Raw genomic sequence first — 23,265 nt, forward strand, 5'->3', positions numbered from 1 at the left:
CGGCCTCGGCCTCGCGCAGGAAGCCGATGATCTGCTCTTCGGAAAAGCGCTTCTTCACGTCCAATCTCCTTGTCGTTGCGGATTGGACTCCAGATCGCAGTGCTACTCAAAGGCGGGGGGACGTCGCCCCTGACATTCTCCGAGTCGTCTCGCTGTACGACGGCTCACGGGTCAGCACCCTTCGCTTCCTGGAGGCCTCCGCATGACCTCCAAGATCACCCTCGCCACCCTGCCGGCCGCCACGGCGCAAGAGGTGTTCGATCAGGTCGCAAGGCACCTGATGACGCAGGGGGAGCCTGCGATGAACGCAGACGGCAGTAGCTGCGTCTACCACGCCGCAGACGGCCTGATGTGCGCCGCGGGCTGCCTGATCGCTCCGGAGGAGATGAGGACGGATTGGGAAGGTCGCTCCTGGGATAGCGCCACGAGGCGAGGCGCGCCGGAAGCACACGTCGGCCTGATCGAGCGCCTCCAGACAGTCCACGACTCGGCACGCGGCATCCCTACGTCGGAGGTTCTGCCCCGATGGCGCGCGGGCCTCTCTCGAGTAGCCCATCGCTGCCACCTCTCCGCCGCGGCCTGAAAGAGTTCCCCGCCTGATCCTCCCTCCACGCACAGAGGCCGCCTTCGGGCGGCCTTTGTCGTTCCTGGAGCCTCCCAATGCCTGACTACTCCTCCTTCGTGGAGGTCGCCGGCATCGTGCTGGACGACCCCTACGAACCCGATCCGGTGAACGCGCCTGGTCTGTACGTCGGCCGGGTCATCAACAAGGTGCTCGAGGTGGACCGCATCCGCGTGTTCCGCCGGGTCGAGTACGGATTCCGCGGGTACCTGACGACCCGCGATGGCGCCTACGGCTTCGTCGCCTGGGTGCAGACAGGACCTCGGGTCGAGCAGGCCCGCCGCTTCACCCGCCACGGCTTCGCGACCATCGCAGAGGCCACCGCGGCACTCATCGAGACCTCGGTGCGCAACGCGCCGCTGGACCACCACGCGCCCTGCTGAGGGCGCCTCTCTTCCTGGAAAGTCACCATGCCCCGCGCTCCCTCCAACGGGGAGACGGCGGCGTGCATCCGGCTGCTTCAAGAGGACTACGGGATTTGCCGAGCTGCGGAGCATCTGGTGCGCGAGAAGCGCGGCCGGGTCTTCGCGCCTGATGCGCGCGCCTTCTTCCTTCGTGTTGCACCTCCGGACGACCCCGAGGCGGTCCATTGGCCTGCGGTCGCCCGAGCCATCCGTGAACTTCCGCCGTGTGATCCCGTCGAGTCTCTCGATCCATGAGACAGGGGGCCGGGATCATCACTCTCCCATCCGGGACGGTTGCACCGCGTCAAATAACCGTCTTGTGAACGAACCGTGACTGACGCTTTTTGCGCATTGCGGGGTGCCAGAGGGGGCACCCACAATTCGCCCCGTTGAACGCCGGGCGGCGCACCTAAGACCTTGCATCCATTGGGAAATGTCGTGAAGAGAATCAGCTTGCATCCCGCTGCGAAGGAGCAGCGGAAAGTTCACAGGGGGCTCTGGATCGACCGAGTTCGCCCCGGTCTCACCGTCGTCTGCGTGCGCTACTTCCTGGTGATTATTGAATAATCAATCCCACAAGTGGGAGACTTAGCGCGCGCTAATGTCCGCGGGCGAGAGGCCCGCACAACAGGAACCCACCCATGTCCCCCACCCTCACCCCGGCCGAAGCAATGGCCGCCCTTTCCGCCGGCATCCGCTACTTCCGAACCAACGTCTATGAGGACGCTCCCGCCACCCTCATCGCTGTGTTCCTCGCAGTCGCCGAGAACAACGGAATCGAGCAGTACGGGCTGGACAAGGAAGTGGGCGAGACCTCCGCCTCGGCAGTCAGCAGGCACCTCCAGATGCTCACGGAGGCCGGCAGGCTCGGAAAGAAGGGACTCGGCCTGGTCGTGTCCCACGCGAACCCGATGGACCACCGCCGCCGCGAGTACGTCCTGACCCGCCGCGGCCAGGCCGTCTCCGCTGCGATGGCCGAGGCCGTCACCAAGGCCCTCTCGAGGGGCAAGTGATGCTCGCCGAGATCGCGATGTTCGCCCTGCCGATCCTCGGGTTCGCCCTATGCGTCCTCGACGGCCTCCGCCGTACCCGGTTCGACCGGAAGGCCGCTGAACGCGCCTTCCAGAAGCAAGACATCGATTCCACGCTCGCGTCCCTGCGTCGCTCCCTGAAGCCGCGCCAGGACGAGGGCTTCTTCACCACGCGCGACTAGCGCAACAGGAGCACCGTCATGCCTCTACGGCTGAAGGGAGCCTCCCCGAAGCCGGGAGAGGCCGACCGTCGCTACTACATGATCGACGTGCAGGAGGGCGGACGCCGTGTCCGCGTCTCCTCCGGCACCCGGCAGAAGGACGCCGCCCTCAAGAAGGAGCAGGCCGTCCTCGACGCCCTCCGGGAGCACCCGGACATCACGCAGGCCGAGCTGCTGGAGGTAGTCCGCGGCCGCGCTCGAGGCGCAAAGGTGGCCGCCGTGCGCGTCCAGGGCATGACCCTGCGCGCAGCGTGCGTCCGCGTACTCGACGGCCAGTGGGCCAAGGCCAAGAGCCGGGCGACCTACAAGATCAACTGCGGCGAGCTGTGCCGCGAGCTGGGCGACAACCGCCCCGTGGCCGCGATCACCGACGACGTGATCGAGGACCTGGTGAAGGCGTTCGACAAGCGCGGGAACTCCCCGAGCACGATCAACCGCAAGCTGATCGCGCTGCGGATCGTCCTGGCCGAGTGCAAGAGGCGGAAGGAGATCGGCGCGCTGCCGGAGATGCCCCACTTCAGCGAGCGCGGCACTGCGCGCACCTTCATCCTGGACCGGGCCACCGAGCAGGCGATCTTCGCCGAGGTCCTGGCGTGGGATGGTCTCGAGGCCGCGCCCGAAGGCGGCCACCCGCGACGGCGCGACGGCGCCGAGTACCTGACCCTGTTCGAGTTCCTCGTCGAGTCCGGCCTGCGCTTGAGCGAGGCGCTCAACATCCGGTGGGGCGACATCCGCTGGGAGGAGGGCCTGCTGCGGCTCTGGAGGGCCGAGGAGCTGAAGAACGGCCGTCCCCGCACCCTGCCCCTCACCGAGCGCGCCAAGGGCGTCCTGGAGGGCCGGAGGCTCGCCGGGATCAAGGGCGGGCCGTTCAAGACGCTCAACAAGCGCCGGGCCGAGCACCACTGGAACTCAGCGCGCGACCGCGCCGGGATCGAGGACAAGGAATGCGTGATTCATGCGCTCCGTCACACTTGTGCAACTCGGCTGCTGGAGCTGACGGGCGACATCAAGCTCGTGCAGGAGTGGCTGGGTCACAAGGACATCGCGACGACCTCGAAGGTCTACGCGCACGTCCTGACGCACAAGCTCCAGGGTGCCGCGGCGCTGCTGGACGCCCAACGGGTGCAGGTGACGGCTCGAGAGGGGCCTGATCCTCGCTTGCACGACTGCAATCGTCCCACGACTGCAATCCACGGACATTCAACCCGAGCGAACTAGAGGATAATCAGGGGGTTATGCTGGTGCGAAAGGCGGGAGTCGAACCCGCACACCCGTAGGTACTGGAACCTAAATCCAGCGCGTCTACCAATTCCGCCACTCTCGCGCGTTCAGCGACGAAGTCGCGGTCTGTAGATGGTGGGCCGTCAAGGATTCGAACCTTGGACCTACTGATTAAGAGTCAGCTGCTCTACCAACTGAGCTAACGGCCCATCTAAGACCTGCCGCCGCGGCGGCTGCGAATGGGCATTATGCCCTATCGCGCGGGTGGGGTGGAAGACGGGACTCGAACCCGCGACCCTCGGAATCACAATCCGATGCTCTAACCAACTGAGCTACATCCACCACGGAACAACTCGTACTGCGCTGCAAGCGGATGGCGCGCCCGACAGGAATCGAACCTGCAACCGTCGGCTTAGAAGGCCGATGCTCTATCCGGTTGAGCTACAGGCGCCCGGACGGATCTTCGCACCTTCCGACACCCCGCGCGCGACCGCTGGCCATGCGCGGAAGTGGTCGGGGTAGAGGGATTCGAACTCTCGACGTCCAGCTCCCAAAGCTGGCGCTCTACCAGGCTGAGCTATACCCCGACGTTCGGTTGTACCCTGCGTACTTCCACTTGCAACACGTTCTGCCCTCGGCAGCGACCCGGCGCATGATGCCGGTCTCCACTTCGGACAGAGCAAAAAGGGTGCCTAAGCACCCTTCTGCCTGTATGGCGCGCCCGGAGAGATTCGAACTCCCGACCCCCAAGTTCGTAGCCTGGTGCTCTATCCAACTGAGCTACGGGCGCAGAAGCGAGATTATGAACGTTCGGCGCGACCTTCGTCAACGACTTCGTTCGCCTCGTCCGGCGGATCCTGCGGGAAGCCCCGCACGATGCGCCGTCGCTTCGTGAAGCGAAGACGCCGCGCGGACGCGGCGTCGTGAAACTGGCGGAGAGTGAGGGATTCGAACCCTCGATGGAGCTTTTGACCCCATACTCCCTTAGCAGGGGAGCCCCTTCGGCCTCTCGGGCAACTCTCCGGGTTGTCGCGTGGAAGCTGATCGCCCCACCCGCGGGTTCGTCGAGGCCGCTTGCCTAGCCTCGCTCGAACGGCGGCCGCCTAGGATAGCGGCTCCGCGCGGACGGGTAAACCTTCAGCCGGAGACCGGCCCCTTCTCCGCATCCGCACCGTCGTCTTCGCGATGGATGCGGTCGTAGATTTCCTCACGGTGGACGGCGACGTCCTTCGGTGCGGTGATGCCGATGCGCACCTGGTTGCCCTTCACCCCGAGAACGGTCACCGTCACGGCATCACCGATCATCAGGGTCTCGCCGACCCGACGGGTCAGTATCAACATTGTTCACTCTCCTCACCGACGCGTCCCTGCGTCGGATCCGTCTGCTCCGCATCCCGCTTCGCAGGCCGGACTCCCCCGGGAACCGCGCACCAACGCGGCCATAAAGGGCCAAATCGTAACGAACGCGTAACAGCAGGCGCAATGCGCCGGAGGTCACGACGTTCAGCGTGAATCAGGCCTTGGCAAGCCTCGCAGACAGCCAGTCCGCCACCTGTGAAAGCGCACGGTCGAGCTCCGGCCCATCGCTGCCTCCACCCTGCGCCAGGTCCGGCCGTCCGCCACCCTTGCCGCCGATCTGACCGGCCACGTGGGCAACGAGTTCACCCGCCTTGACCTGCCCCATTGCCGCCCCGTTCACCCCGGCCACAAGCGCCGCCTTGCCGCCCTCGCCCGACGCAAGCACGACCACCGCATCGCCCAGCTGCTGCTTGAGCCGGTCCACGGCCTCGCGCAGGGCCTTCGGATCCAGTCCGTCCAGCCGCGCCGCCACGAGCCTGAAGTCACCGAAGTCGACGGCGCCCTGCGCCAGCTCGCCGGCGGCACCCGCCGCGGCCTTGGCCTTGATCGCCTCGAGTTCCTTCTCGAGCCGCTTCTGGCGCTCGAACAGCTGGCGCAGCTTCTCGGTCATGCCGTCGCCGGTGGTACCGAGCAGGTGTGCGGCCTCCGCGAGCCGGCGCTCCTCCTCGGCGACGTGATTCAGGGCGTTCTCGCCGGTCACCGCCTCAATGCGCCGAACTCCCGCCGAGATGCCGCCTTCCGAGATGATCTTGAACAGGCCGATGTCGCCGGTGCGGCCGACGTGGGTGCCACCGCAGAGCTCGGTCGAGAACTCGCCCATGCGCAGCACGCGCACCTCGTCGCCGTACTTCTCGCCGAACAGCGCCATCGCGCCGAAATCCAGGGCGTCCTGCATCGCCATGTGGTGGATCTCGGCGGCGGCGTTGCGGCGGATCTCGGCGTTGACCAGCCGCTCGATCTCGAGCAGTTCGGCATGGCCGATCGGCTGGAAGTGCGAGAAGTCGAAGCGCAGCCGCTCCGGCGCCACCAGCGACCCCTTCTGCTGCACGTGCGTGCCCAGCACCTTGCGCAGCGCGGCGTGCAGCAGATGCGTGGCCGAATGGTTGAGCACCACCGCCTGCCGACGCGTGAGGTCGATCCGCGCCGACACCGCATCGCCGACCTTGAGCACGCCACTCTCCAGGCGCCCGACATGGCCGTGGAAGGTGCCCGACAGCTTCTGCGTGTCCTCGACCACGAAGCGGACGCCGTCGGCCAGCAGCACGCCGTGGTCGCCGACCTGGCCGCCGGATTCGGCGTAGAAGGGGGTCGCGTCCAGGATGAGCACCGCGGCGTCGCCGCTGTCGAGCACGTCGAGCGCCCTGCCCTCGCTGAGGATCGCCAGCACCCGCGCCTGTCCCACGTGGCTGTCGTAGCCTTCGAAGCGGGTCGGCGGCAACGAGCTCGCGAGCTCCGAAGGCAGGGTGATCGCGCCGCCGAACTGGCTGGCGGCGCGCGCACGCTCGCGCTGCGCCTGCATCGCCGACTCGAATCCGGCCATGTCCACGCCGAGCCCGCGCTCGCGCGCGATGTCGGCGGTGAGGTCGACCGGGAATCCGTAGGTGTCGTAGAGGCGGAACACCTCCTCGCCGGCCAGCGTCCTCGTGTCGCCGGCGCGCGCGGCCACCTCCTCGAACACCTTCATGCCGGCATCGAGGGTCTCCGCGAAGCGCGCCTCCTCGGCGCCGAGCGCGGCCTCGATCGTGTCGCGCCGGGTGACGAGTTCGGGATAGGCCTGCCCCATCTCCGCGACCAGCGGCTCCACCATGCGGTGGAAGAACGCGCCGCGCACGCCGAGCATCCAGCCGTGCCGGAGCGCGCGACGGATGATCCGGCGCAGCACGTAGCCGCGCCCCTCGTTCGAGGGCAGCACGCCGTCGGCGACGAGGAAGGCGCAGGCGCGGATGTGGTCGGCGATCACGCGCAGCGAACCGTGGGCCAGGTCATCGGTCGCGGTGAGCGCGGCGGCCGCCTTGATCAGGTGCTGGAACAGGTCGATCTCGTAGTTCGAATGCACGTGCTGGAGCACGGCGGCCAGGCGCTCCAGCCCCATGCCGGTATCCACGCAGGGCGCCGGCAGCGGCAGCAGCGTGCCGTCGGGCTGGCGGTCGAACTGCATGAACACCAGGTTCCAGATCTCGATGAAACGGTCGCCGTCCTCGTCGGGCGAGCCCGGCGGGCCGCCCGCCACGTGCGCACCGTGGTCGTAGAAGATCTCAGTACAGGGGCCGCAGGGGCCGGTATCGGCCATCTGCCAGAAGTTGTCCGAGGCGTAGGGCGCTCCCTTGTTGTCGCCGATGCGGACGATGCGCTCGACCGGCACGCCGACCTCGTCGCGCCAGATGCCGAAGGCCTCGTCGTCGGTGTGGTAGACCGTCACCAGCAGGCGCTCCGGCGCCAGGCCCCAGACCCCGGTCAGCAGCTCCCACGCCCACAGGATGGCATCGCGCTTGAAGTAGTCGCCGAACGACCAGTTGCCGAGCATCTCGAAGAAGGTGTGGTGGCGGGCGGTGTAGCCGACCTGGTCGAGATCGTTGTGCTTGCCGCCGGCGCGCAGGCAGCGCTGGACATCCACCGCGCGCACGTAGTTCGGCTTTTCGCTGCCGAGGAAGACGTTCTTGAACTGGACCATCCCCGAGTTGGTGAACAGCAGCGTCGGGTCGCTGGCCGGCACCAGCGTCGCGGACGGCACCACGGTGTGGCCGCGGTCGCGGAAGAAGTCGAGGAAGTCCTGGCGGATCTCTTGCGTGGTTTTCATGGGGGCGAGCGGTACGGCTGGCAGAAGGAGGAACGACGCGCGAGGCGGCGCCGCGTCGACCGCCGGCGAGGCGGGACCGCAGGCACCTGCGCACGGAAGGTCCGGGCCGGCAAGCCTAGCATCGCCACCCCGGGCGCCGGGATAGCCTCGGCGCCGACGGCGACGGCTCAGGCCGGATCGGAGAGGTCCGCGATCGCGGCGTGGGCATCGTCGGGCGCGAACCCGCGCCGGACGAGGAACTCCACGGCCTTGCGCCGCTGCGCGTGGTCGCTGCGCAGCAGTCCGGCGGACCAGCGACGTCGGGCGACATCGCAGGCGAGCCCGCGCCAGTCTGCGACGTCCGCCATGGCGGCCTCGCCCGCCGCGGCCTCGACCCCGTGCTGCTCGAGTTCCATGCGGATGCGCAGCGGCCCGTAGCCGCCGGCGACACGGGTGCGCACCAGCGTGTCGGCGAAGCGGGCGTCGCCCTGCCAGCCCCTGTCCGCCAGATCCTCGATCGCTGCGGTCACTTCGCCGCTCTCGAAGCCCTTGCTGCGCAGCTTGCGCTCCAGCTCGCGGCGGGAATGTTCGCGCCGCGCCAGGAGCGCCACGGCGCGCGACCTGGCGTCGGTGGTCCCGCGCGTCATGCCGGCAGCCGGAAAGCGGAACCGGCCTTTCGCGCGGCCGGTTCGACGTGCCGCGACGGCGGCACGTGGGCTTGCAGGACCGAGCTGCCGGACACGCCGATCAGGCCTCGGCCTCCTCGGCGTTCTCCTCGCCGATCACCAGATCGGGCACGAAGAGTTCGCGGAGCTTGCGCTCCAGCTCGGCCGCGGCATCGGAGTTCTCCTTCAGCCACTGGCGCGCGTTCTCCTTGCCCTGGCCGATGCGCTCGGAGCCGTAGCTGTACCAGGCGCCGGCCTTGTCGACGAGCTTCGCCGACACGCCCATGTCGATCAGCTCGCCCTCGCGGCTGATGCCCTCGCCGTAGAGGATCTCGGTGACGATCTGCTTGAACGGCGGCGCCAGCTTGTTCTTGACGACCTTGATCTTGGTCTGGTTGCCGATGATCTCGTCGCCCTTCTTGACCGCGCCGATGCGGCGGATGTCCAGGCGCACCGACGCGTAGAACTTCAGCGCGTTGCCGCCGGTGGTGGTCTCGGGGCTCTGGCCCGGCATCATGATGCCGATCTTCATGCGCAGCTGGTTGATGAAGATCACCAGGCAGTTGGAGCGCTTGATGTTGCCGGTCAGCTTGCGCAGCGCCTGGCTCATCAGGCGGGCCTGCAGGCCGGGGAGCTGGTCGCCCATCTCGCCTTCGATCTCGGCGCGCGGCGTGAGCGCGGCGACCGAGTCGACCACCACCATGTCCACCGCGTTCGAACGCACCAGCATGTCGGCGATCTCCAGCGCCTGCTCGCCGGTGTCGGGCTGCGAGACCAGGAGGTCGTCGACGTTGACGCCGAGCTTCTGCGCGTAGACCGGGTCGAGCGCGTGCTCGGCGTCGACGAAGGCGGCGGTGCCGCCGGCCTTCTGGCACTGGGCGATCGCCTGCAGCGTCAGCGTGGTCTTGCCCGAGGATTCCGGCCCGTAGATCTCGACCACGCGCCCCTTCGGCAGGCCGCCGATGCCCAGTGCGATGTCGAGCATCAGCGATCCGGTTCCGATGACCTCGGCCGCCTCGGCGGACTTGTCGCCCATGCGCATGACCGCGCCCTTGCCGAACTGCTTCTCGATCTGGGACAGCGCCGCGGTCAGGGCGCGCTTCTTGTTGTCGTCCATCGGGGATTCCTCGGGTGGATGCGTGTGGCGGATGGCGCGCACTCTAGGTGCGGTGCGTCGCAGGGGCTGCGACGCGGCGCCGGGGCAGGATGCTAATTGTCGGCGATGCGCCGCGACCTCCGACAGGGCCGACGGTCGGAGTAGGAATTCCCCGTCCGCCCTTGCCCGGCGGCATCATCGGTTCGGCCGCACCAGACCGCAGTACAGGCCCTCGATCGCGAAGTCCTGGCCGGGCAGCACCTCGATCGGCGCGTAGTCGGGATTGCGTGGCAGGAGCCGAATGCGGTCCCGGCCGATCTTCAGCAGCTTGACCGTGATCTCGTCGTCGATCCGCGCCACCACGATCTGCCCGGAACGCGCCTCCCGCGTGCGATGCACGCCGATGAGGTCGCCGTCGAAGATGCCTTCGTCGCGCATGGAGTCGCCTTCCACGCGCAGCAGGTAATCGGGCGCGGGCGAGAAGAACACGCGGTCGAGCAGCACGACCTCGTCGCTGCCGATGTCGGCGCCGATCGGGACACCCGCCGCGACCCGACCCAGCACCGGCAGGCGCAGCGCGTCGTCGGGCGCGGGCCCAGTGGCCGCCGGCCCGGCCGGCCGCACCAGGCGGATGCCACGGGCCTGGCCGGGGACCCGCCGGATCAGGCCGGCCCGCTCGAGCGCCTCCAGGTGGTACTGCGCCGCACGCACGCCCCTGAAGCCGAGCGCGGCGGCGATCTCGGCCTGCGACGGCGGCACGCCGTCGGCCTCGATGCGGGCGGCGATCAGGCCGAGGACGGCGTTCTGGGTCGACGAAAGCGGCATGTGAGTAGTATTACTACTAACAGCCGCCCACGGCAAGACGCCTCGCGGTCAGATGCCCTTGGCCAGCAGTCCGGCGGCCAGGGCCACCATCACCACCGCGATCAGGGCATCGAGCACGCGCCATGCCACGGCCCGGGTGAAGAACGGCGCGAACAGGCGCGAGCCGATCGCCAGCACCATCAGCCACAGCACGCTGGCGCAGATGACGCCGGCGGCGAACAGCATCCGCGTCTCCGCGAAGCCGTCGGCCAGCGCGCCGATGACGACCATGTCGAGCCAGAAGTGCGGGTTGAGCAGGGTGAAGCCCAGCGCCGCCAGCAGCGCCGCGCGGCGCGAGGGCACGGCGGTCTTCGCCGCGGCCAGACCGCTCTCGGCGCGCAGCGCGCGCAGTCCGGACTGCACGCCATACCAGGACAGGAAGGCGACGCCGAACCAGAGCATGCCCTGCGTCAGCCAGGGGACCACGCCGGTGAGCATCTGCAGGCCGAGCACGCTGGCGGTGATCAGCAGCGCGTCGGTCAGCGCGCAGACCGCGATGATGCTCTTGAGGTGGGCGCGCATCAGTCCCTGGCGCAGGATGAACGCGCTCTGCGCGCCCACCACGGCGAACAGGCCGAGGCCGGTGGCGATGCCGCTCGCCCAGGCGGCGAGCGCGGGAGAAGCGATGGAGGCGGTGAACATGGCGGAACTCGTGTGCGGGGCCGCGCGGCCGGAAGGGCGCGCGGCGGGAACCTCGGGAAGGGCCGTCATCCTGCAATGCAGCAAGGATAAAGTGGAGCTAATTTTCCTAAACCAACCTAAGGATTTATAAATCGTGGACCATGCCCATCTGCGGGCCCTCGCCGCGGTCGTGCGCGAGGGCAGCTTCGACAAGGCGGCCGCTGCGCTGCACGTCACCCCCTCGGCGATCTCGCAGCGGATCAAGGCGCTGGAGAGCCGGATCGGACGCCTGCTCCTGCAGCGGGGCACGCCGACCACGGCGACACCCGACGGCCAGATCCTGGTCCAGCTCGCAGAGCAGACCGCGCTGCTCGAGCACGACGCGCTAGCGCGCCTGGGCGTCGGCGGGGAGAGCCTCGCCCTCGCCAGCATCGCGGTGGCGGTGAACCACGACAGCCTGGCGACCTGGTTCCTGGACGCGATCGTGCGCTTCGCCGCCGACGGCAGCGCCACCCTCGACCTGCAGTCCGAGGACCAGGACCACACCATCGGCCTGCTGCGCTCCGGAGCGGTGCTCGCCGCGGTGACCGCGCGCGCCGAGCCGGTGCAGGGCTGCCGCATCCATCCCCTCGGCAGCATGGACTACGCGGCCACGTGCAGTCCTGCCTTCTTCGAGCGCTATTTCTCGCGCGGGGTCAACGCTACCTCGCTGGCGCAGGCGCCGGTGCTGGTGTTCAACCGCAAGGACGCGATGCAGGCCCGTTTCGTGCAGAAGATCCTCGGCGACGCGCCCTGGCAGCCGCCGGTGTGGTGGCTGCCGTCGGCACGGGCGTTCGTGCGTGCGGCGCTGGCGGGGCTCGGCTGGACCATGAATCCCCTGCCCCTCGTGCAGGACCACATCGATCGCGGTGAGCTGGTGGTGCTGCGCCCGCGGATGCGCGAGGAAGCGGCGCTGTACTGGCAGCACTGGCGGATGCAGTCGGAGACCATGGAGCGACTGACCGACGCCGTGCTGGCGGCCTCCGCCGCCCTGCGCTCACGCTGAGGGACGAATGTCCTTGGCGGCGTGATCGAGCATTTCGCCGAGCCCGGCGAGCGCCGCCGCCACCGTCTGCCGCCGGACCGCCTCGCGACCGCCGTCGAAGCGGAACAGCGTGGCGCGCGGATAGCCGCCGCGCAGCTTCCAGGCGATCCAGACCGAACCGACCGGCTTGTCGTCGGTGCCGCCTCCCGGCCCTGCGATCCCGGTGACGGCGACGGCGATGGTGCCGCCGGAATTGGCCAGTGCGCCGGAAACCATCTCGATCGCCGTCTCGCGGCTCACCGCACCGTGCGTCTCCAGCGTCTGCGGTCGCACGCCCAGCAACGCCTGCTTGGCCTCGTAGCTGTAGGCGGCCATGCCGCAGTCGAACCAGCCGGAGCAGCCGGCCACGTCGGTGACCGCCTTGGCGATCCAGCCGCCGGTACAGCTCTCCGCGGTGACCAGCCGATGGTGTCCGGCCTGCAGGCGCGCTCCCAGGGCTTCGGCGGCGGCGAGCAGCGCGGCGTCGGTCGGCAGGTCGGCAGGTGTCATCCGCCGATCATAGGCCCCCGTGCGCTTCAGCGCTCCCGAACCGCGCGCGGTGTAGGCACGAAAGCCCGCGCCCGTTGGAGCCTCCCCATGTCGCCCGCCCAACCCTCGAGTCCAGCGGTGGCGCCCTGATCAACCTCGGCAGCGAAGCCCCGGAGGCGGCGCTGCCGCTGCAGGGGATGTATTCCGTTTCGAAGCATGCGGTGAAGGGCTTCACCGAAGCGCTGCGGATCGAGCAGGAGCACGTCGACGGGGTAGCGATCTCCGTCACCCTCATCCAGTCCACCGCCGTCGACACGCCCTGCCCCGAGAACGCGCGCAACCACCTCGACTCCGAACGAAGCTGCCGACGCCGATGCTGGGCCCGCGACGGTCGCCCGCGCGATCCCCATGGCCGCGACGAGGGGCGGGCGCGACGTCAGGTCGGGGCGATGTCGGAGATGGACACCCCGATGTCGGCCCTGCCGCCCGACCGCGCCGCCGCACGCCAGGAGAGACGCCCGGCCCGCGACGAGCAGGCGCGCCGAGCCGAGGGCGCGTCGTACGCAGCGGGCGACTCCGGCCGTGTCCAGGGGCGTGGCGACGCGAACGGCTGACCGCCGGCGGCAGGGCGGCCCGCCGCGCGCAGTCGTTCCGGGTGCCGCACGGCTTCTTGAATGCCCGGTGACGCACACGGCCCGTTTCGCATCGTCCCCACCCGAGGTTGACGGCCGGGTCACTGCTTCGTTCCGACGATGGACACACCCGGGCAGCGTCCGACGCCCGGCATCGTTCCATCCGAGGCGGTGCGCAAGCCGTCCACCCATCAGCCACGGAGCAACGCCATGAGCATCTCCCACGACTCCCCACGCGATCGCTTCGGATCAGGAAATGATCCGTCCGGCGACGAGCGCGTCCAGGACTTCAAGCAGCATGCCGGCGAGGCCGCGCAGCAGGCCAAGCAGCAGGCGAAGGACGAAGGCCGGGCCCGCGCCGAGCAGGTGCAGGGCCAGGCCGCCGATCGCCTCGAGCGCGTCGCCGACGGCGCGCGCGCCGCCGCCGAGGAACTGGCCGGCGACGACATCGGCCACGCCTCGGAGTACATCTCCGACGTCGCGGACCGCATCTCGGGCCTCTCGCGGACGCTGCGCGAGAAGAGCGGCGACGAACTGATCCGCGACGTGCGTCGCATCGCCCGCGAGCACCCCGCGCTGTTCATCGGCGGCAGCGTCGCCCTCGGCCTTGGCCTGGCGCGCTTTGCGCGCGCCTCGAACCGGCACACCCACGACCACGACGCCGTCGACACCGAGCGCCACAGCAATCCCTACGCCGATACCGCCCGCGACAGCGCCGGCAGCCGCGACGACGGCGTGGGCGACGCCCGCTACGGCGCCGCCGCCACCACGTCTCCCGGCGCGCAGGGATCGGCTACGGGCGAGCCGAGCCACGCGGCATCGCAGACATCCTCCTTCGCCACCGGCGGGCTGCACGGCGAGGCGACGGCAGGCTCCACCCCGCGCAGCTCCACCACCTACCCCTTCAGCACGTCCGAAGAGCGCGGCGACAGCTCCGCGCGCAGCCAGGGAGACCTCCGTCCATGAGCGCCCAGCCCAACTTCCATGAAACCCGCTACGCGGAGACCACCTACACCGGCGCCGCGGACGGCAACGCCTCCGTCGGCAGCCTGCTGCGCGAACTCGCGCGCGAGGTCCCTGCGCTGATGACCAACGAACTCGCCCTGGCCAAGAGCGAGATGCAGGAGAACCTGAGCGCGACCAAGGCCGGCGCCGGCGCCGTCGCGACCGGCGGCGTGGTCGCCCTGGGCGGCTTCCTGATGCTGCTGCTGGCCGCAGTCTACGGCCTGAGCACGGTGGTCGCGCCTTGGCTGGCGGCGCTGATCGTCGGCGCGGTGGTGCTCGTCATCGGCCTCGGCATGGTCCAGGCCGGCAAGAAGAAGTTCGAGGTGCGCTCGCTCAAGCCCAGGCACACCATCGATTCCCTGCACAAGGACGCCGACGCCGTGACCCGGAGGACCACATGAACGCCCAGCACCGATTCCAGAGCCAGTCGCAGAAGTCGCCCGAGGAGCTGGAACGCGAGATCGACGCGCAGCGCGACCACATCGGCGAACTCGTCGGCGCACTCGAGAACAAGCTCTCCCCCGGCGAGATGTTCGAGCGCGTCCTCGGCTACACCCGCGGGCACGGCCGCGACTTCGCCCAGAACCTCGGCAACACGGTGAAAGCCAATCCGGTCCCGACCATCCTCACTGCCGCCGGCCTGCTCTGGCTGTACGCCGGCAGCGACCGCGCGCCGCCGGTGCCCTATCGGGGCGCCGCGTCCGGCGTTAACACGGGACCGAGCGTCGGCGAGCGTGCAGGCCAGGCGGGGCACGACCTCTCCGAACGCGCGCGGCACCTGCGCGAGGACGCCTCCGGTCGCGCCCACGACCTCGGCGACCGCGCCCACCGCCTCGGCGAAAACGCGTCGGCACGCTGGAACGACGCGCGCGACCGCGCCGGCAACACCATGCACGACACCGGCCGCGCGATCCGCGACGGCAGCCGCCGCACCGCCGACAGCGTGCAGAGCGCGTTCCGCTCGAACCCGTTGGCGCTCGGCGCGGTCGGCATCGCCGCGGGTGCGCTGCTCGGCGCACTGCTGCCGTCCACGGAACAGGAGGATCGGCTGCTCGGCGAGTACAGCGATCGCGCCGGCGATCGCGCCCGCCGCTCGGCCCAGGAAGGTCTCGGCCGCGCCGCCGAGGCCGGCAGCCGCGCCGTCGAGCGCGCGCAGGAGCGCGTCGCCCATCGTGGCGACGGCGGCAGCGGTTCCTCCGCGCCCCCGCAGACGCGGTCGCAGACCAACCCGGACCGACCGGGCAGCATGGTCTGACGAGCGGCCTCGTCCGCACACGAGGGCGCGCGCCGCGAGGCGCGCGCCCTTCTTTCATGCCTGCGCAGAGGCTGCAACGCCGCGCCCCATGGAACGGCTGCGCCCGCCGGCAGGCCCACGCCCGCCGGTCGAGGGGGCACAATGGCGGGTCACCTTCCGACCCCCGACCCGCCCGTGAGCAAGCCGGCCGAACACACGCCGCTGATGAAGCAGTTCTTCGCCGCCAAGGCGGAGCATCCGGACATCCTGCTGTTCTTCCGGATGGGCGATTTCTACGAGCTGTTCTACGACGACGCACGGCGAGCGGCGGAGCTGCTCGACATCACCCTGACCCAGCGCGGCAGCTCCGGCGGCGCGCCGATCCCGATGGCGGGCGTGCCCGTACATGCGGTCGAGGGCTATCTCGCGCGGCTGGTGGCGCTGGGCGAGTCGATCGCCATCTGCGAGCAGATCGGCGACCCGGCGCAGGCCAAGGGCCTGGTCGAGCGCAAGGTGGTGCGCATCGTCACGCCGGGCACGGTGACCGACGAGGCCCTGCTCGAGGAGCGCCGCGACACCCTGCTGATGGCGGTGGCGCGAGGCCGCTCGGGCTACGGGCTGGCCTGGGCGGACCTCGCCGGCGGGCGCTTCCTGTGCTGCGAGATCGCCGACGAGGACGCATTGGCCGCCGAACTCGCGCGGCTGGAGCCCGCCGAACTGCTGGTGCCCGACGAGGACGGCTGGCCGCAGCCGGCGCTGGCGCGCAGCGGCGTGCGCCGGCGCCCGCCGTGGCTGTTCGACGCCGACAGCGCGCGCCGCCAGCTGCTGCGCTTCTTCGGCCTGCAGGACCTGTCCGCCTTCGGCATCGAGGAGCTGCCGGCCGCCGTCGCCGCCTGCGGCGCCCTGCTCGGCTACGTGGAGGAGACGCAGAAGCAGCGCCTGCCGCACCTGACCGCGATCGCGGTGGAGTCGACGGCGGAGACCATCGCGATGAACGCGGCCACCCGCCGCCATCTCGAACTCGACACCCGCGTCGACGGCAAGACCCGCCACACCCTGCTGGGCGTGCTCGACGCCACGGTGATGCCGATGGGCGGCCGCCTGCTCCGGCGCTGGCTGCATCGCCCGCTGCGCGACCGGCGCACTCTGGAAGAACGCCACCACGCCGTCGCCGCGCTGGTCGAATCGCGCGCCGGCGACGACCTGCGCGAACGCTTCCGCGGCATCGGCGACGTCGAGCGCATCCTCACCCGCGTCGCCCTGCGCTCGGCGCGGCCGCGCGACCTCTCCACCCTGCGCGACGGCCTGCGCGCGCTGCCGGAGCTGCGCGACCTGCTCGCGCCGCTGGACTCGCCGCGCCTGGACGCGCTCTCCCGCGAACTCGGCGAGCATGCCGCGACCTGCGAGCTGCTCTCCTCCGCCGTCGCGCCGACGCCGCCGGCGCTGCTGCGCGACGGCGGCGCCATCGCCGAAGGATTCGACGCCGAACTCGACGAGCTGCGCCGGCTGTCGACCCATGCCGACCAGTTCCTCGTCGACCTCGAACGGCGCGAGCGCGAGGCGACCGGCGTGACGACGCTCAAGGTCGGCTACAACCGCGTGCACGGCTACTACATCGAGCTCGGCAAGGCGCAGGCGGCGAAGGCGCCGACCCACTACACGCGGCGGCAGACGCTCACCAACGCCGAGCGCTACATCACCGAGGAACTCAAGGCCTTCGAGGACAAGGTGCTCTCCGCACGGGAGCGCGCGCTCGCGCGCGAGCGCGGCCTGTACGAGGAGCTGCTCGACAGCCTCGCGGCGGTGCTGGAGGCGCTCAAGCGCGCCGCGCAGGCGCTGGCCGAGCTCGACGTGCTGTGCGCCTTCGCCGAGCGGGCCGAGGCGCTGGACTGGTCGCGTCCGGAGCTGTCGGAACACCCGGTGCTGCGCATCGAGCGCGGCCGCCATCCGGTGGTCGAGGCGGTGCGCGACGAGCCCTTCGAACCGAACGACCTGGACCTCGACGACGCGCGCCGGATGCTGGTCATCACCGGCCCGAACATGGGCGGCAAGAGCACCTACATGCGCCAGAACGCGCTGATCGTGCTGCTCGCCCACATCGGCAGCTTCGTGCCGGCGGCCAGCGCCTGCATCGGCCCGATCGACCGCATCCTCACCCGCATCGGCGCCGGCGACGACCTCGCCCGCGGGCAGTCGACCTTCATGGTCGAGATGGCCGAGACCGCCTACATCCTCCACCACGCCACGGCGCAGTCGCTGGTGCTGATGGACGAGATCGGACGCGGCACCTCGACCTACGACGGCCTCGCGCTGGCCCAGGCCTGCGCCAGCCACCTCGCCGGCCACAACCGCGCCTGGACGCTGTTCGCCACCCACTACTTCGAGCTGACCGCGCTGGCCGAGGCCGGCAGCGGGATCGGCAACGTGCACCTGGACGCGGTCGAGCACGGCGAGAAGCTGGTGTTCATGCATGCGGTCAAGGACGGCCCCGCCAACCGCAGCTTCGGCCTGCAGGTCGCGGCGCTGGCCGGCCTGCCGCCGGCGGTTATCGAGGATGCGCGGCACACGCTGGCCGACCTCGAGCGCCGCGGCGAACAGCAGGCCGGCGCGGCGCCGGCCGGGCCGCCTCCGCAGCAGATGGGCCTGTTCGCCGCCCCGCCCTCGCCCGCCCTGGCCGCGCTGGCGGAACTCGACCCCGACAGCCTCGCCCCGCGCGCCGCGCTGGAGGCGCTGTATCGGCTCAAGGGGCTGCTGTAGCGCGCGTCCGCCGCGCCGGTCGGGGAGAGGATCCACCGGCGCGGACCTGCGCTCAGGGCGTCGCGCCCGCCAGGTCGAGTACGCCGTGCAGCGCCGCATCGGTCGCCTCGATCCGTCGCGCCCGCGCCGGGCGCGCCAGCAGATGCGCGAGCGCATCCGGCACCTCGACCGCATGGCCCACCAGCGGCTCGACGGTGCCCTCGAACTTCGCGGGGTGCGCGGTGGCGACCGCCGCCCAGTCGCCCGTCGCGCCGTCGGCGCGCAGCCGTTCCAGCACATGCAGCGCGCAGGCGGTGTGCGGGCACGGGACGATGCCGTGCCGCGACGCGGCCGCGCCGATGGTGGCGCGGATGGCGTCGTCGGCGACCGCCTGCGCACGCAGGTCGGCGCGCAGCGCGGCGTCGTCCGGTTCCAGCCAGCGCAGGCGCTCGATGTTGCTGGGCGCGCCGACGTCCATCGCATTGGCCAGGGTGGCCACGGTCGGCTGTGGCGCGTAATCGGCGCCGGCGAGGAAATCCGGCAGCGCGCGGTTGGCATTGCTCGCCAGCACCACCTCGCCGATCGGCATGCCCATCGCGCGCGCCAGCAGCGCGGCCATGGCATTGCCGAGGTTGCCGGTCGGGATCACCAGGTTGAGCGTGCGCCCGCTGGCGGCGCGATGGCGCAGCGCGGCGTCGGCGTAGTAGACCGCCTGCGGCAGCCAGCGCCCGAGGCTGATGCTGTTGGCCGCGGCCAGCGGATGCCGCGCGCGCAGCGCGGCGTCTCCGAGCGCGGCCTTTACCATGCGCTGGCAGTCGTCGAAGCTGCCGGCCACGCGCAGCGCCTCGACGTTGTCGCCCCAGGCCTCCAGCCCGTGCGCCTGCCGCGGCGAGACGCGTCCGTCCGGGTAGAGGATCAGCACGCGGAAGCCCGGCCGCCGGTGGAAGGCGCCCGCGACCGCCGCGCCGGTGTCGCCGGAGGTGGCGACCAGGATCGTCACCTCGCGCCCGTCCGCACGCGGCAGGCGTTGCAGGCAGCCGGCGAGGAAACGCGCGCCGAAATCCTTGAACGCCGCGGTCGGGCCGTGGAACAGCTCGAGCACGAAATCACCCTCGCCATGCAGCGGCACCAGCGGCAGCGGGATCGCGAACGCCTCGGCGCAGATCGCCGGCAGCGCATCGGCGAGGATGTCGCCCTCGAAGAACGGAGCCAGCAGGCGCAGGCCGGTCCCGGCGAGCGTCTCCGGCGGTGCGTCGCCGCCGGTCCAGCGCGGCAGCCGCGCCGGCACGAAGAGGCCGCCGTCCGACGCCAGCCCTGCGGCCAGGGCATCGGCGAGCGGCGTCTGCGCCACGCCGCCGCGGGTGCTCACGTAGCGCATCGCGCTCATGCCACCAGCTCCGCTGCCGGGCCGGCGACCGGGGCGCTCCACGCCCGGGCGGCAAGCCCGGCCTCGGCGAAGGCCGCGCGCATGGCCGCGCCGGCCGCCGCGGCACGCGCGGCGTCGTCGAACCAGGCGAATACGCTCGGTCCCGCGCCGGAGATGCTGGCGCCGAGGGTGCCGTGGTCGAGCGCCGCGGCCTTGACCGCGTCGAAGCCCGGGATCAGCGCCCTGCGTCGCGGCTCGACCAGCACGTCGACCAGCCCCTCGCGGAGCAGGGCGCGGTCGCCGCGCGCCAGGCCGGTGAGGAACAGCCCCAGGTGCGCGGTCTGCGTGACGACATCGGCGAGCGGATACGGCTCGGCCAGCACCGCGCGGGCGCGGCGGGTCTCCAGCACCAGGTCCGGATGCACCACCGCGCAGTGCAGCCAGTCGGGCGCGTCCAGCCTGAGCAGGCGCGTCGGCGTCGCCAGCACCACGCCGCCGAGGAGCATCGGCGCGACGTTGTCGCCGTGCACGCTGCCGCTGGCCACGGCCTCGCCTGCGAGGGCGAACGGATACAGCGCCTCGCGCGGCAGCGGCGTGTCCAGGAGCGCGTTGGCGGCGACCACCGCGGCCACGCTCGAGGCCGCCGAACCACCGAGCCCGGAGCCCAGCGCGATGCCCTTGTCGATCCAAAGCTCGAAGCCGAACGGCAGCCCCAGCGCCTGGCGCATCGCCAGCAGGGCGGATCCGGCGGTATTGCGCGCCGCCTCCAGCGGCAGCGCCTCGACGACGCCGCCGATCCCGGCGATGACCACCTCGGGCGCGTCGATGCGGCGGACCCGCACGCGGTCGGCGGGACCGTCGAAGACGTGCCCGAGCAGGTCGAAGCCGACGCCGATGTTGCCGACGCTGGCCGGCGCACGCGCCACCGCCTCGGTGCGCAGCGCGGCGCGCGGCGGCGCCGGACGGACGATCGAACTCAAAGCGAGGCTCCCAGGCCGTGCGCGACCTGCAGAAGATCGCCGAAGACGCCCGCCGCGGTCACGTCCGGACCGGCGCCCGGCCCCTGCACCACCAGCGGATTCTCGGCGTAGCGGCGGGTGGTGAACTGCACCAGGTTGTCGGTCAGGCGCCCGTGCGCGCAGGCGTGCGCGGGGTCGATCGCGACCGGCCCGACCCGGGCGGTCCCGTCGCGCTCCAGGCGCGCGAGATAGCGCAGCACCCGCCCCTCCGCACGCGCCGCGGACAGCCGCGCGGCCATCGGCGCGTCGAGCTCCTCCAGCCGCGCGAGGAAGGTCGCACGCTCGACCTCGAGCAGCGCCGCCGGCACCAGGCCCTCGACCTCGACCTGGTCCAGCGACAGCGGCCAGCCGGCCTCGCGCGCCAGGATCACCACCTTGCGCGCGACGTCGATGCCGCCGAGGTCGTCGCGCGGGTCGGGCTCGGTATAGCCCTGCGCATGCGCCTCGCGCACCAGCTCCGAGAACGGACGGCTGCCGTCGAAGCGGTTGAACAGCCAGGCCAGCGTGCCGGACAGCAGGCCCTCGATCGCGACCAGCTCGTCGCCGGTGTCGAGCAGGCTGCGCAGGGTCTGGATCACCGGCAGGCCGGCGCCGACCGTCGCCTCGTAGCGGAAGCGCGCGTTGCCCGCGGCCGCGGCCGCACGGATGCCGCGCCAGCGCGCGAGGTCGCCGCTGCCGGCCTGCTTGTTCGGCGTCACCACGTGGATGCCGGCGGCGAGCCAGTCGGCGTAGCGCGCGGCCACCTGCGGGCTCGCGCTGCAGTCGACGATCACCGCGTGCGGCAGGTCGCCGCCGCGCACGTGCGCGGCAAGCAGGTCGAGGTCGGCCTCCGCGTCGGCGTCGCCGAGATCGCGCGCCAGCGCCGCGGGCTCCAGCGCACCGGCGGCCAGGCGCATGCGCCGGCTGGTGGCGAGCGCGCGCACGCGCAGGTCGATGCCGCGCTCCTCGCGCAGCCGCGGCGCCGCCGCGGCGAGCTGGGCGACGAGGGCGCGGCCGACGTTGCCGACGCCGACCACGCCGATCGACAGCGTGTGCGGCGACAGCCAGAAGGCGGCGTGCGCGGCGCGCAGCGCACGTTCGGCATCGGCCGCGGCGATCGCCACCGAGATGCTGCGCTCGGATGCCCCCTGCGCGATCGCGCGCGCATTGACGTGCGCCCGCGCCAGCCCGCCCAGCAGGCGCGCGGCCACCCCCGGCGTGCCGACCATGCCGTCGCCGACCGCGGCGAGGACGGCGATGTCCGGATCCACGCGCACGCCCTGGATCTGGCCGCTGGCGATCTCGGCCGCGAACGCATCGCGCACCGCCGCCTCGCCGCGGGCGGCCTGGGCGGCGCGCACGACGCAGCAGATCGAATGCTCGGACGAGCCCTGCGAGATCATCACCACCGACACGGCGACCGCGTGCAGCGCCGAGAACACGCGCTCGGCGGTGCCGGGCACGCCGATCATGCCGGCGCCGCTGACCTCCAGCACCGCGAGGTCGTGGACCAGGCTGATGCCCTTCACCGGGCTGGTCGCGGCCACCGCGTCCGGTCCAATGCGCGTGCCCGGCGCCCCGGGCCGCAGGCTGTTGCGGATCCACAGCGGCATGCCGCGCGCCATCACCGGCGCCAGCGTCTGCGGATGGATGACCTTGGCGCCGAAGTAGGCGAGCTCGCAGGCCTCGGCATAGGACAGGCCGGGCAGGCAGACGGCGTCGGGCACGCGCCGCGGGTCTGCCGAGAGCACGCCGTCGACGTCGGTCCAGATGGTGAGCGCCTCGGCCTCGAACAGCGCGGCGAAGATCGCCGCCGAATAGTCGCCGCCGTTGCGGCCGAGCGTGGTGGTGCGCCCGCCGTCGTCGCAGGCGAGGAAGCCGGTCACCACCACGTCGCGCTGCGGATGCGCCGCGCGCCAGGCCGCGAGCTGCGCCGCGCTCCGTGCCCAGTCGACGGTCGCGCCGAGTTCGCCGTGGGCGACCACCAGCACCTCGCGCGCATCCAGCCACGCCCAGCCTGCGGCCTCGCCGCCGAGCGCCGCGTGCAGCAGGCGCGACGACCACAGTTCGCCGCTGCCGTGGATCGCGGCGAGCACGTCCGCAGGCGCCGGCGCGGCGCCTGCCAGTGCCGACGCCTGCCTTGCGAGGGCGTCGAAGGCCTCGTCCAGCCAGGCCCCGGGCATTGCGCTCGCACCCAGCGCCTCGGCCGCCTGGCGATGGCGGGCGCGCAGTGCGTCGAGCGCGACCGTCCACCCGTCGTCGCCGGCGCAGGCCCGCGCCGCCAGGTCGACCAGGGCGTCGGTGACGCCACGCATGGCCGAGGCGACCACGAGCCGGGGAGCGATCGCGTCCTCCTGCAGGATCACCGCCACGGCCGCGATGCGCGAGGCATCGGCAAGGCTCGATCCACCGAACTTGTGCGCACGGCAGCGCAGGCCGGGCACGGCGTCAGCGACGGGAGCGGAGGGATCTGGAGCAGCGGTGACGAGCGACATGGCGTGGACCTTCTGCAAGGCCGCGCCGGTGGGGCCGCGATCGTCGTCGCCGCACCCCGTTCCGGGTGCGGCGGTGGGGGATCTTCAGGCTCCCGACCGCACGCACCCCGGCCTACCGGTGGTACCGGTACCGCCGATGGTGGTGGTGCGGACGACGACGGGGACGCTGCCACGCGTGTCCGGCCCGTGCGCGATGCACGGGGCGGCAGAAGCGGAGATGCGGGCGGCGGCCATGGCGACCTTGTAGCGCAGCATCCGATGTGCGGGCAAGGCGTCGGATCGGCACGATCGGCCTACTTCTTCAGCGCCGGAGTCTGCATCGTGGCCGATTGGGCGCCCGGCACGGCGACAACCCAGGCACCCCATG

At 71.3% G+C, this 23,265-nt stretch carries 22 protein-coding genes and 7 tRNA genes; 12 read left to right on the forward strand and 17 right to left on the reverse strand.

Annotated elements, in window-relative coordinates; translation table 11 throughout:
- The 6 genes from KB893_RS17005 to KB893_RS17030 all read left to right on the forward strand — a co-directional run.
- Nucleotides 1-206 (forward strand): hypothetical protein (locus KB893_RS17005; protein WP_213173922.1); only part of this gene is annotated, 206 nt, incomplete at its 5' end.
- Nucleotides 203-583, forward strand: a complete 381-nt coding sequence (locus KB893_RS17010; RefSeq protein WP_211928291.1) for a hypothetical protein — start codon at nucleotides 203-205, stop codon at nucleotides 581-583. The genes KB893_RS17005 and KB893_RS17010, both read left to right, overlap by 4 nt.
- Before the next feature lie 77 nt (nucleotides 584-660).
- Nucleotides 661-1,005, forward strand: a complete 345-nt coding sequence (locus KB893_RS17015; protein ID WP_211928292.1) for a hypothetical protein — start codon at nucleotides 661-663, stop codon at nucleotides 1,003-1,005.
- A 662-nt stretch (nucleotides 1,006-1,667) separates the two neighbouring features.
- A complete protein-coding gene (locus KB893_RS17020; protein ID WP_213173923.1) occupies nucleotides 1,668-2,039 on the forward strand; it encodes a MarR family winged helix-turn-helix transcriptional regulator in 372 nt (123 codons plus the stop codon).
- Nucleotides 2,039-2,239, forward strand: a complete 201-nt coding sequence (locus KB893_RS17025) for a hypothetical protein (RefSeq protein ID WP_211928266.1) — start codon at nucleotides 2,039-2,041, stop codon at nucleotides 2,237-2,239. The genes KB893_RS17020 and KB893_RS17025 overlap by 1 nt, the downstream gene beginning before the upstream one ends.
- A gap of 18 nt (nucleotides 2,240-2,257) precedes the next feature.
- A complete protein-coding gene (locus tag KB893_RS17030) occupies nucleotides 2,258-3,496 on the forward strand; it encodes a tyrosine-type recombinase/integrase (RefSeq protein ID WP_213173924.1) in 1,239 nt (412 codons plus the stop codon).
- A 21-nt stretch (nucleotides 3,497-3,517) separates the two neighbouring features.
- Here the strand turns inward: KB893_RS17030 and KB893_RS17035 are convergent.
- The 13 genes from KB893_RS17035 to KB893_RS17095 all read right to left on the reverse strand — a co-directional run bounded on the left by KB893_RS17035 (nucleotide 3,518) and on the right by KB893_RS17095 (nucleotide 10,901).
- Nucleotides 3,518-3,602: transfer RNA gene (locus KB893_RS17035), tRNA-Leu, on the reverse strand.
- A gap of 30 nt (nucleotides 3,603-3,632) precedes the next feature.
- Nucleotides 3,633-3,708: transfer RNA gene (locus tag KB893_RS17040), tRNA-Lys, on the reverse strand.
- 56 nt (nucleotides 3,709-3,764) lie between these two features.
- Nucleotides 3,765-3,841 (reverse strand) — tRNA-His (locus KB893_RS17045).
- Nucleotides 3,842-3,873: 32 nt separating this feature from the next.
- Nucleotides 3,874-3,950: transfer RNA gene (locus KB893_RS17050), tRNA-Arg, on the reverse strand.
- Nucleotides 3,951-4,009: 59 nt separating this feature from the next.
- Nucleotides 4,010-4,086 (reverse strand) — tRNA-Pro (locus KB893_RS17055).
- A 126-nt stretch (nucleotides 4,087-4,212) separates the two neighbouring features.
- Nucleotides 4,213-4,289, reverse strand: a tRNA-Arg gene (locus tag KB893_RS17060).
- Between the two features lie 140 nt (nucleotides 4,290-4,429).
- Nucleotides 4,430-4,522: transfer RNA gene (locus KB893_RS17065), tRNA-Ser, on the reverse strand.
- Nucleotides 4,523-4,636: 114 nt separating this feature from the next.
- Nucleotides 4,637-4,840 (reverse strand): carbon storage regulator CsrA, encoded by a 204-nt coding sequence (gene csrA / locus KB893_RS17070; RefSeq protein WP_211927889.1) that lies wholly within the window; start codon nucleotides 4,838-4,840, stop codon nucleotides 4,637-4,639.
- Between the two features lie 172 nt (nucleotides 4,841-5,012).
- Complete coding sequence (alaS, locus tag KB893_RS17075) at nucleotides 5,013-7,655, reverse strand: alanine--tRNA ligase (RefSeq protein ID WP_213173925.1); 2,643 nt, start codon at nucleotides 7,653-7,655, stop codon at nucleotides 5,013-5,015.
- A gap of 167 nt (nucleotides 7,656-7,822) precedes the next feature.
- The gene (locus tag KB893_RS17080) at nucleotides 7,823-8,281 is read right to left on the reverse strand and encodes a regulatory protein RecX (RefSeq protein ID WP_213173926.1); all 459 of its coding nucleotides are present in this window, start codon (nucleotides 8,279-8,281) and stop codon (nucleotides 7,823-7,825) included.
- Between the two features lie 100 nt (nucleotides 8,282-8,381).
- A complete protein-coding gene (recA, locus tag KB893_RS17085; RefSeq protein ID WP_211927665.1) occupies nucleotides 8,382-9,416 on the reverse strand; it encodes a recombinase RecA in 1,035 nt (344 codons plus the stop codon).
- Nucleotides 9,417-9,590: 174 nt separating this feature from the next.
- Entirely contained in the window at nucleotides 9,591-10,220 is a 630-nt protein-coding gene (lexA, locus tag KB893_RS17090) for a transcriptional repressor LexA (protein WP_211927664.1), read from the reverse strand.
- A gap of 48 nt (nucleotides 10,221-10,268) precedes the next feature.
- Nucleotides 10,269-10,901 (reverse strand): LysE/ArgO family amino acid transporter, encoded by a 633-nt coding sequence (locus KB893_RS17095; protein WP_211927663.1) that lies wholly within the window; start codon nucleotides 10,899-10,901, stop codon nucleotides 10,269-10,271.
- A 133-nt stretch (nucleotides 10,902-11,034) separates the two neighbouring features.
- Between KB893_RS17095 and KB893_RS17100 the strand changes: the two genes are divergently transcribed.
- On the forward strand, nucleotides 11,035-11,925 hold the full coding sequence (locus tag KB893_RS17100) for a LysR family transcriptional regulator ArgP (protein ID WP_338026999.1): 891 nt from the start codon (nucleotides 11,035-11,037) through the stop codon (nucleotides 11,923-11,925).
- On the opposite strand, the gene KB893_RS17105 is transcribed toward KB893_RS17100, so the two are convergent.
- On the reverse strand, nucleotides 11,917-12,453 hold the full coding sequence (locus KB893_RS17105) for a CinA family protein (protein ID WP_211927662.1): 537 nt from the start codon (nucleotides 12,451-12,453) through the stop codon (nucleotides 11,917-11,919). The genes KB893_RS17100 and KB893_RS17105 overlap by 9 nt on opposite strands.
- A 74-nt stretch (nucleotides 12,454-12,527) precedes the next feature.
- Here KB893_RS17105 and KB893_RS17110 point away from each other — a divergent pair, with 74 nt between their 5' ends.
- The 5 genes from KB893_RS17110 (at nucleotide 12,528) to mutS (ending at nucleotide 18,060) form a co-directional block, all read left to right on the forward strand.
- A complete protein-coding gene (locus tag KB893_RS17110) occupies nucleotides 12,528-13,046 on the forward strand; it encodes an SDR family NAD(P)-dependent oxidoreductase (RefSeq protein WP_246505758.1) in 519 nt (172 codons plus the stop codon).
- 228 nt (nucleotides 13,047-13,274) lie between these two features.
- Nucleotides 13,275-14,030, forward strand: coding sequence for a hypothetical protein (locus tag KB893_RS17115; RefSeq protein WP_211927661.1), 756 nt, complete (start codon nucleotides 13,275-13,277; stop codon nucleotides 14,028-14,030).
- Entirely contained in the window at nucleotides 14,027-14,470 is a 444-nt protein-coding gene (locus KB893_RS17120; RefSeq protein WP_211927660.1) for a phage holin family protein, read from the forward strand. The genes KB893_RS17115 and KB893_RS17120 overlap by 4 nt, the downstream gene beginning before the upstream one ends.
- The gene (locus KB893_RS17125) at nucleotides 14,467-15,324 is read left to right on the forward strand and encodes a DUF3618 domain-containing protein (RefSeq protein ID WP_211927659.1); all 858 of its coding nucleotides are present in this window, start codon (nucleotides 14,467-14,469) and stop codon (nucleotides 15,322-15,324) included. Before KB893_RS17120 ends, KB893_RS17125 begins: the two co-directional genes overlap by 4 nt.
- A gap of 204 nt (nucleotides 15,325-15,528) precedes the next feature.
- On the forward strand, nucleotides 15,529-18,060 hold the full coding sequence (gene mutS, locus KB893_RS17130) for a DNA mismatch repair protein MutS (protein WP_246505763.1): 2,532 nt from the start codon (nucleotides 15,529-15,531) through the stop codon (nucleotides 18,058-18,060).
- Between the two features lie 52 nt (nucleotides 18,061-18,112).
- On the opposite strand, the gene thrC is transcribed toward mutS, so the two are convergent.
- From thrC to thrA, 3 genes are read right to left on the reverse strand one after another with little or no spacing between them, the layout of a single operon-like run.
- Nucleotides 18,113-19,417: a threonine synthase gene (gene thrC / locus KB893_RS17135; protein ID WP_213173933.1), complete on the reverse strand. Its 1,305-nt coding sequence runs from the start codon at nucleotides 19,415-19,417 to the stop codon at nucleotides 18,113-18,115.
- A gap of 5 nt (nucleotides 19,418-19,422) precedes the next feature.
- On the reverse strand, nucleotides 19,423-20,385 hold the full coding sequence (locus tag KB893_RS17140) for a homoserine kinase (RefSeq protein WP_246505759.1): 963 nt from the start codon (nucleotides 20,383-20,385) through the stop codon (nucleotides 19,423-19,425).
- The gene (gene thrA, locus KB893_RS17145) at nucleotides 20,382-22,898 is read right to left on the reverse strand and encodes a bifunctional aspartate kinase/homoserine dehydrogenase I (protein ID WP_213173928.1); all 2,517 of its coding nucleotides are present in this window, start codon (nucleotides 22,896-22,898) and stop codon (nucleotides 20,382-20,384) included. The genes KB893_RS17140 and thrA overlap by 4 nt, the downstream gene beginning before the upstream one ends.
- Nucleotides 22,899-23,265 lie beyond the last annotated feature (367 nt).

It is taken from the genome of Coralloluteibacterium stylophorae (genome assembly GCF_018122625.2).
In the GTDB taxonomy this organism is placed as follows: domain Bacteria; phylum Pseudomonadota; class Gammaproteobacteria; order Xanthomonadales; family Xanthomonadaceae; genus Coralloluteibacterium; species Coralloluteibacterium stylophorae.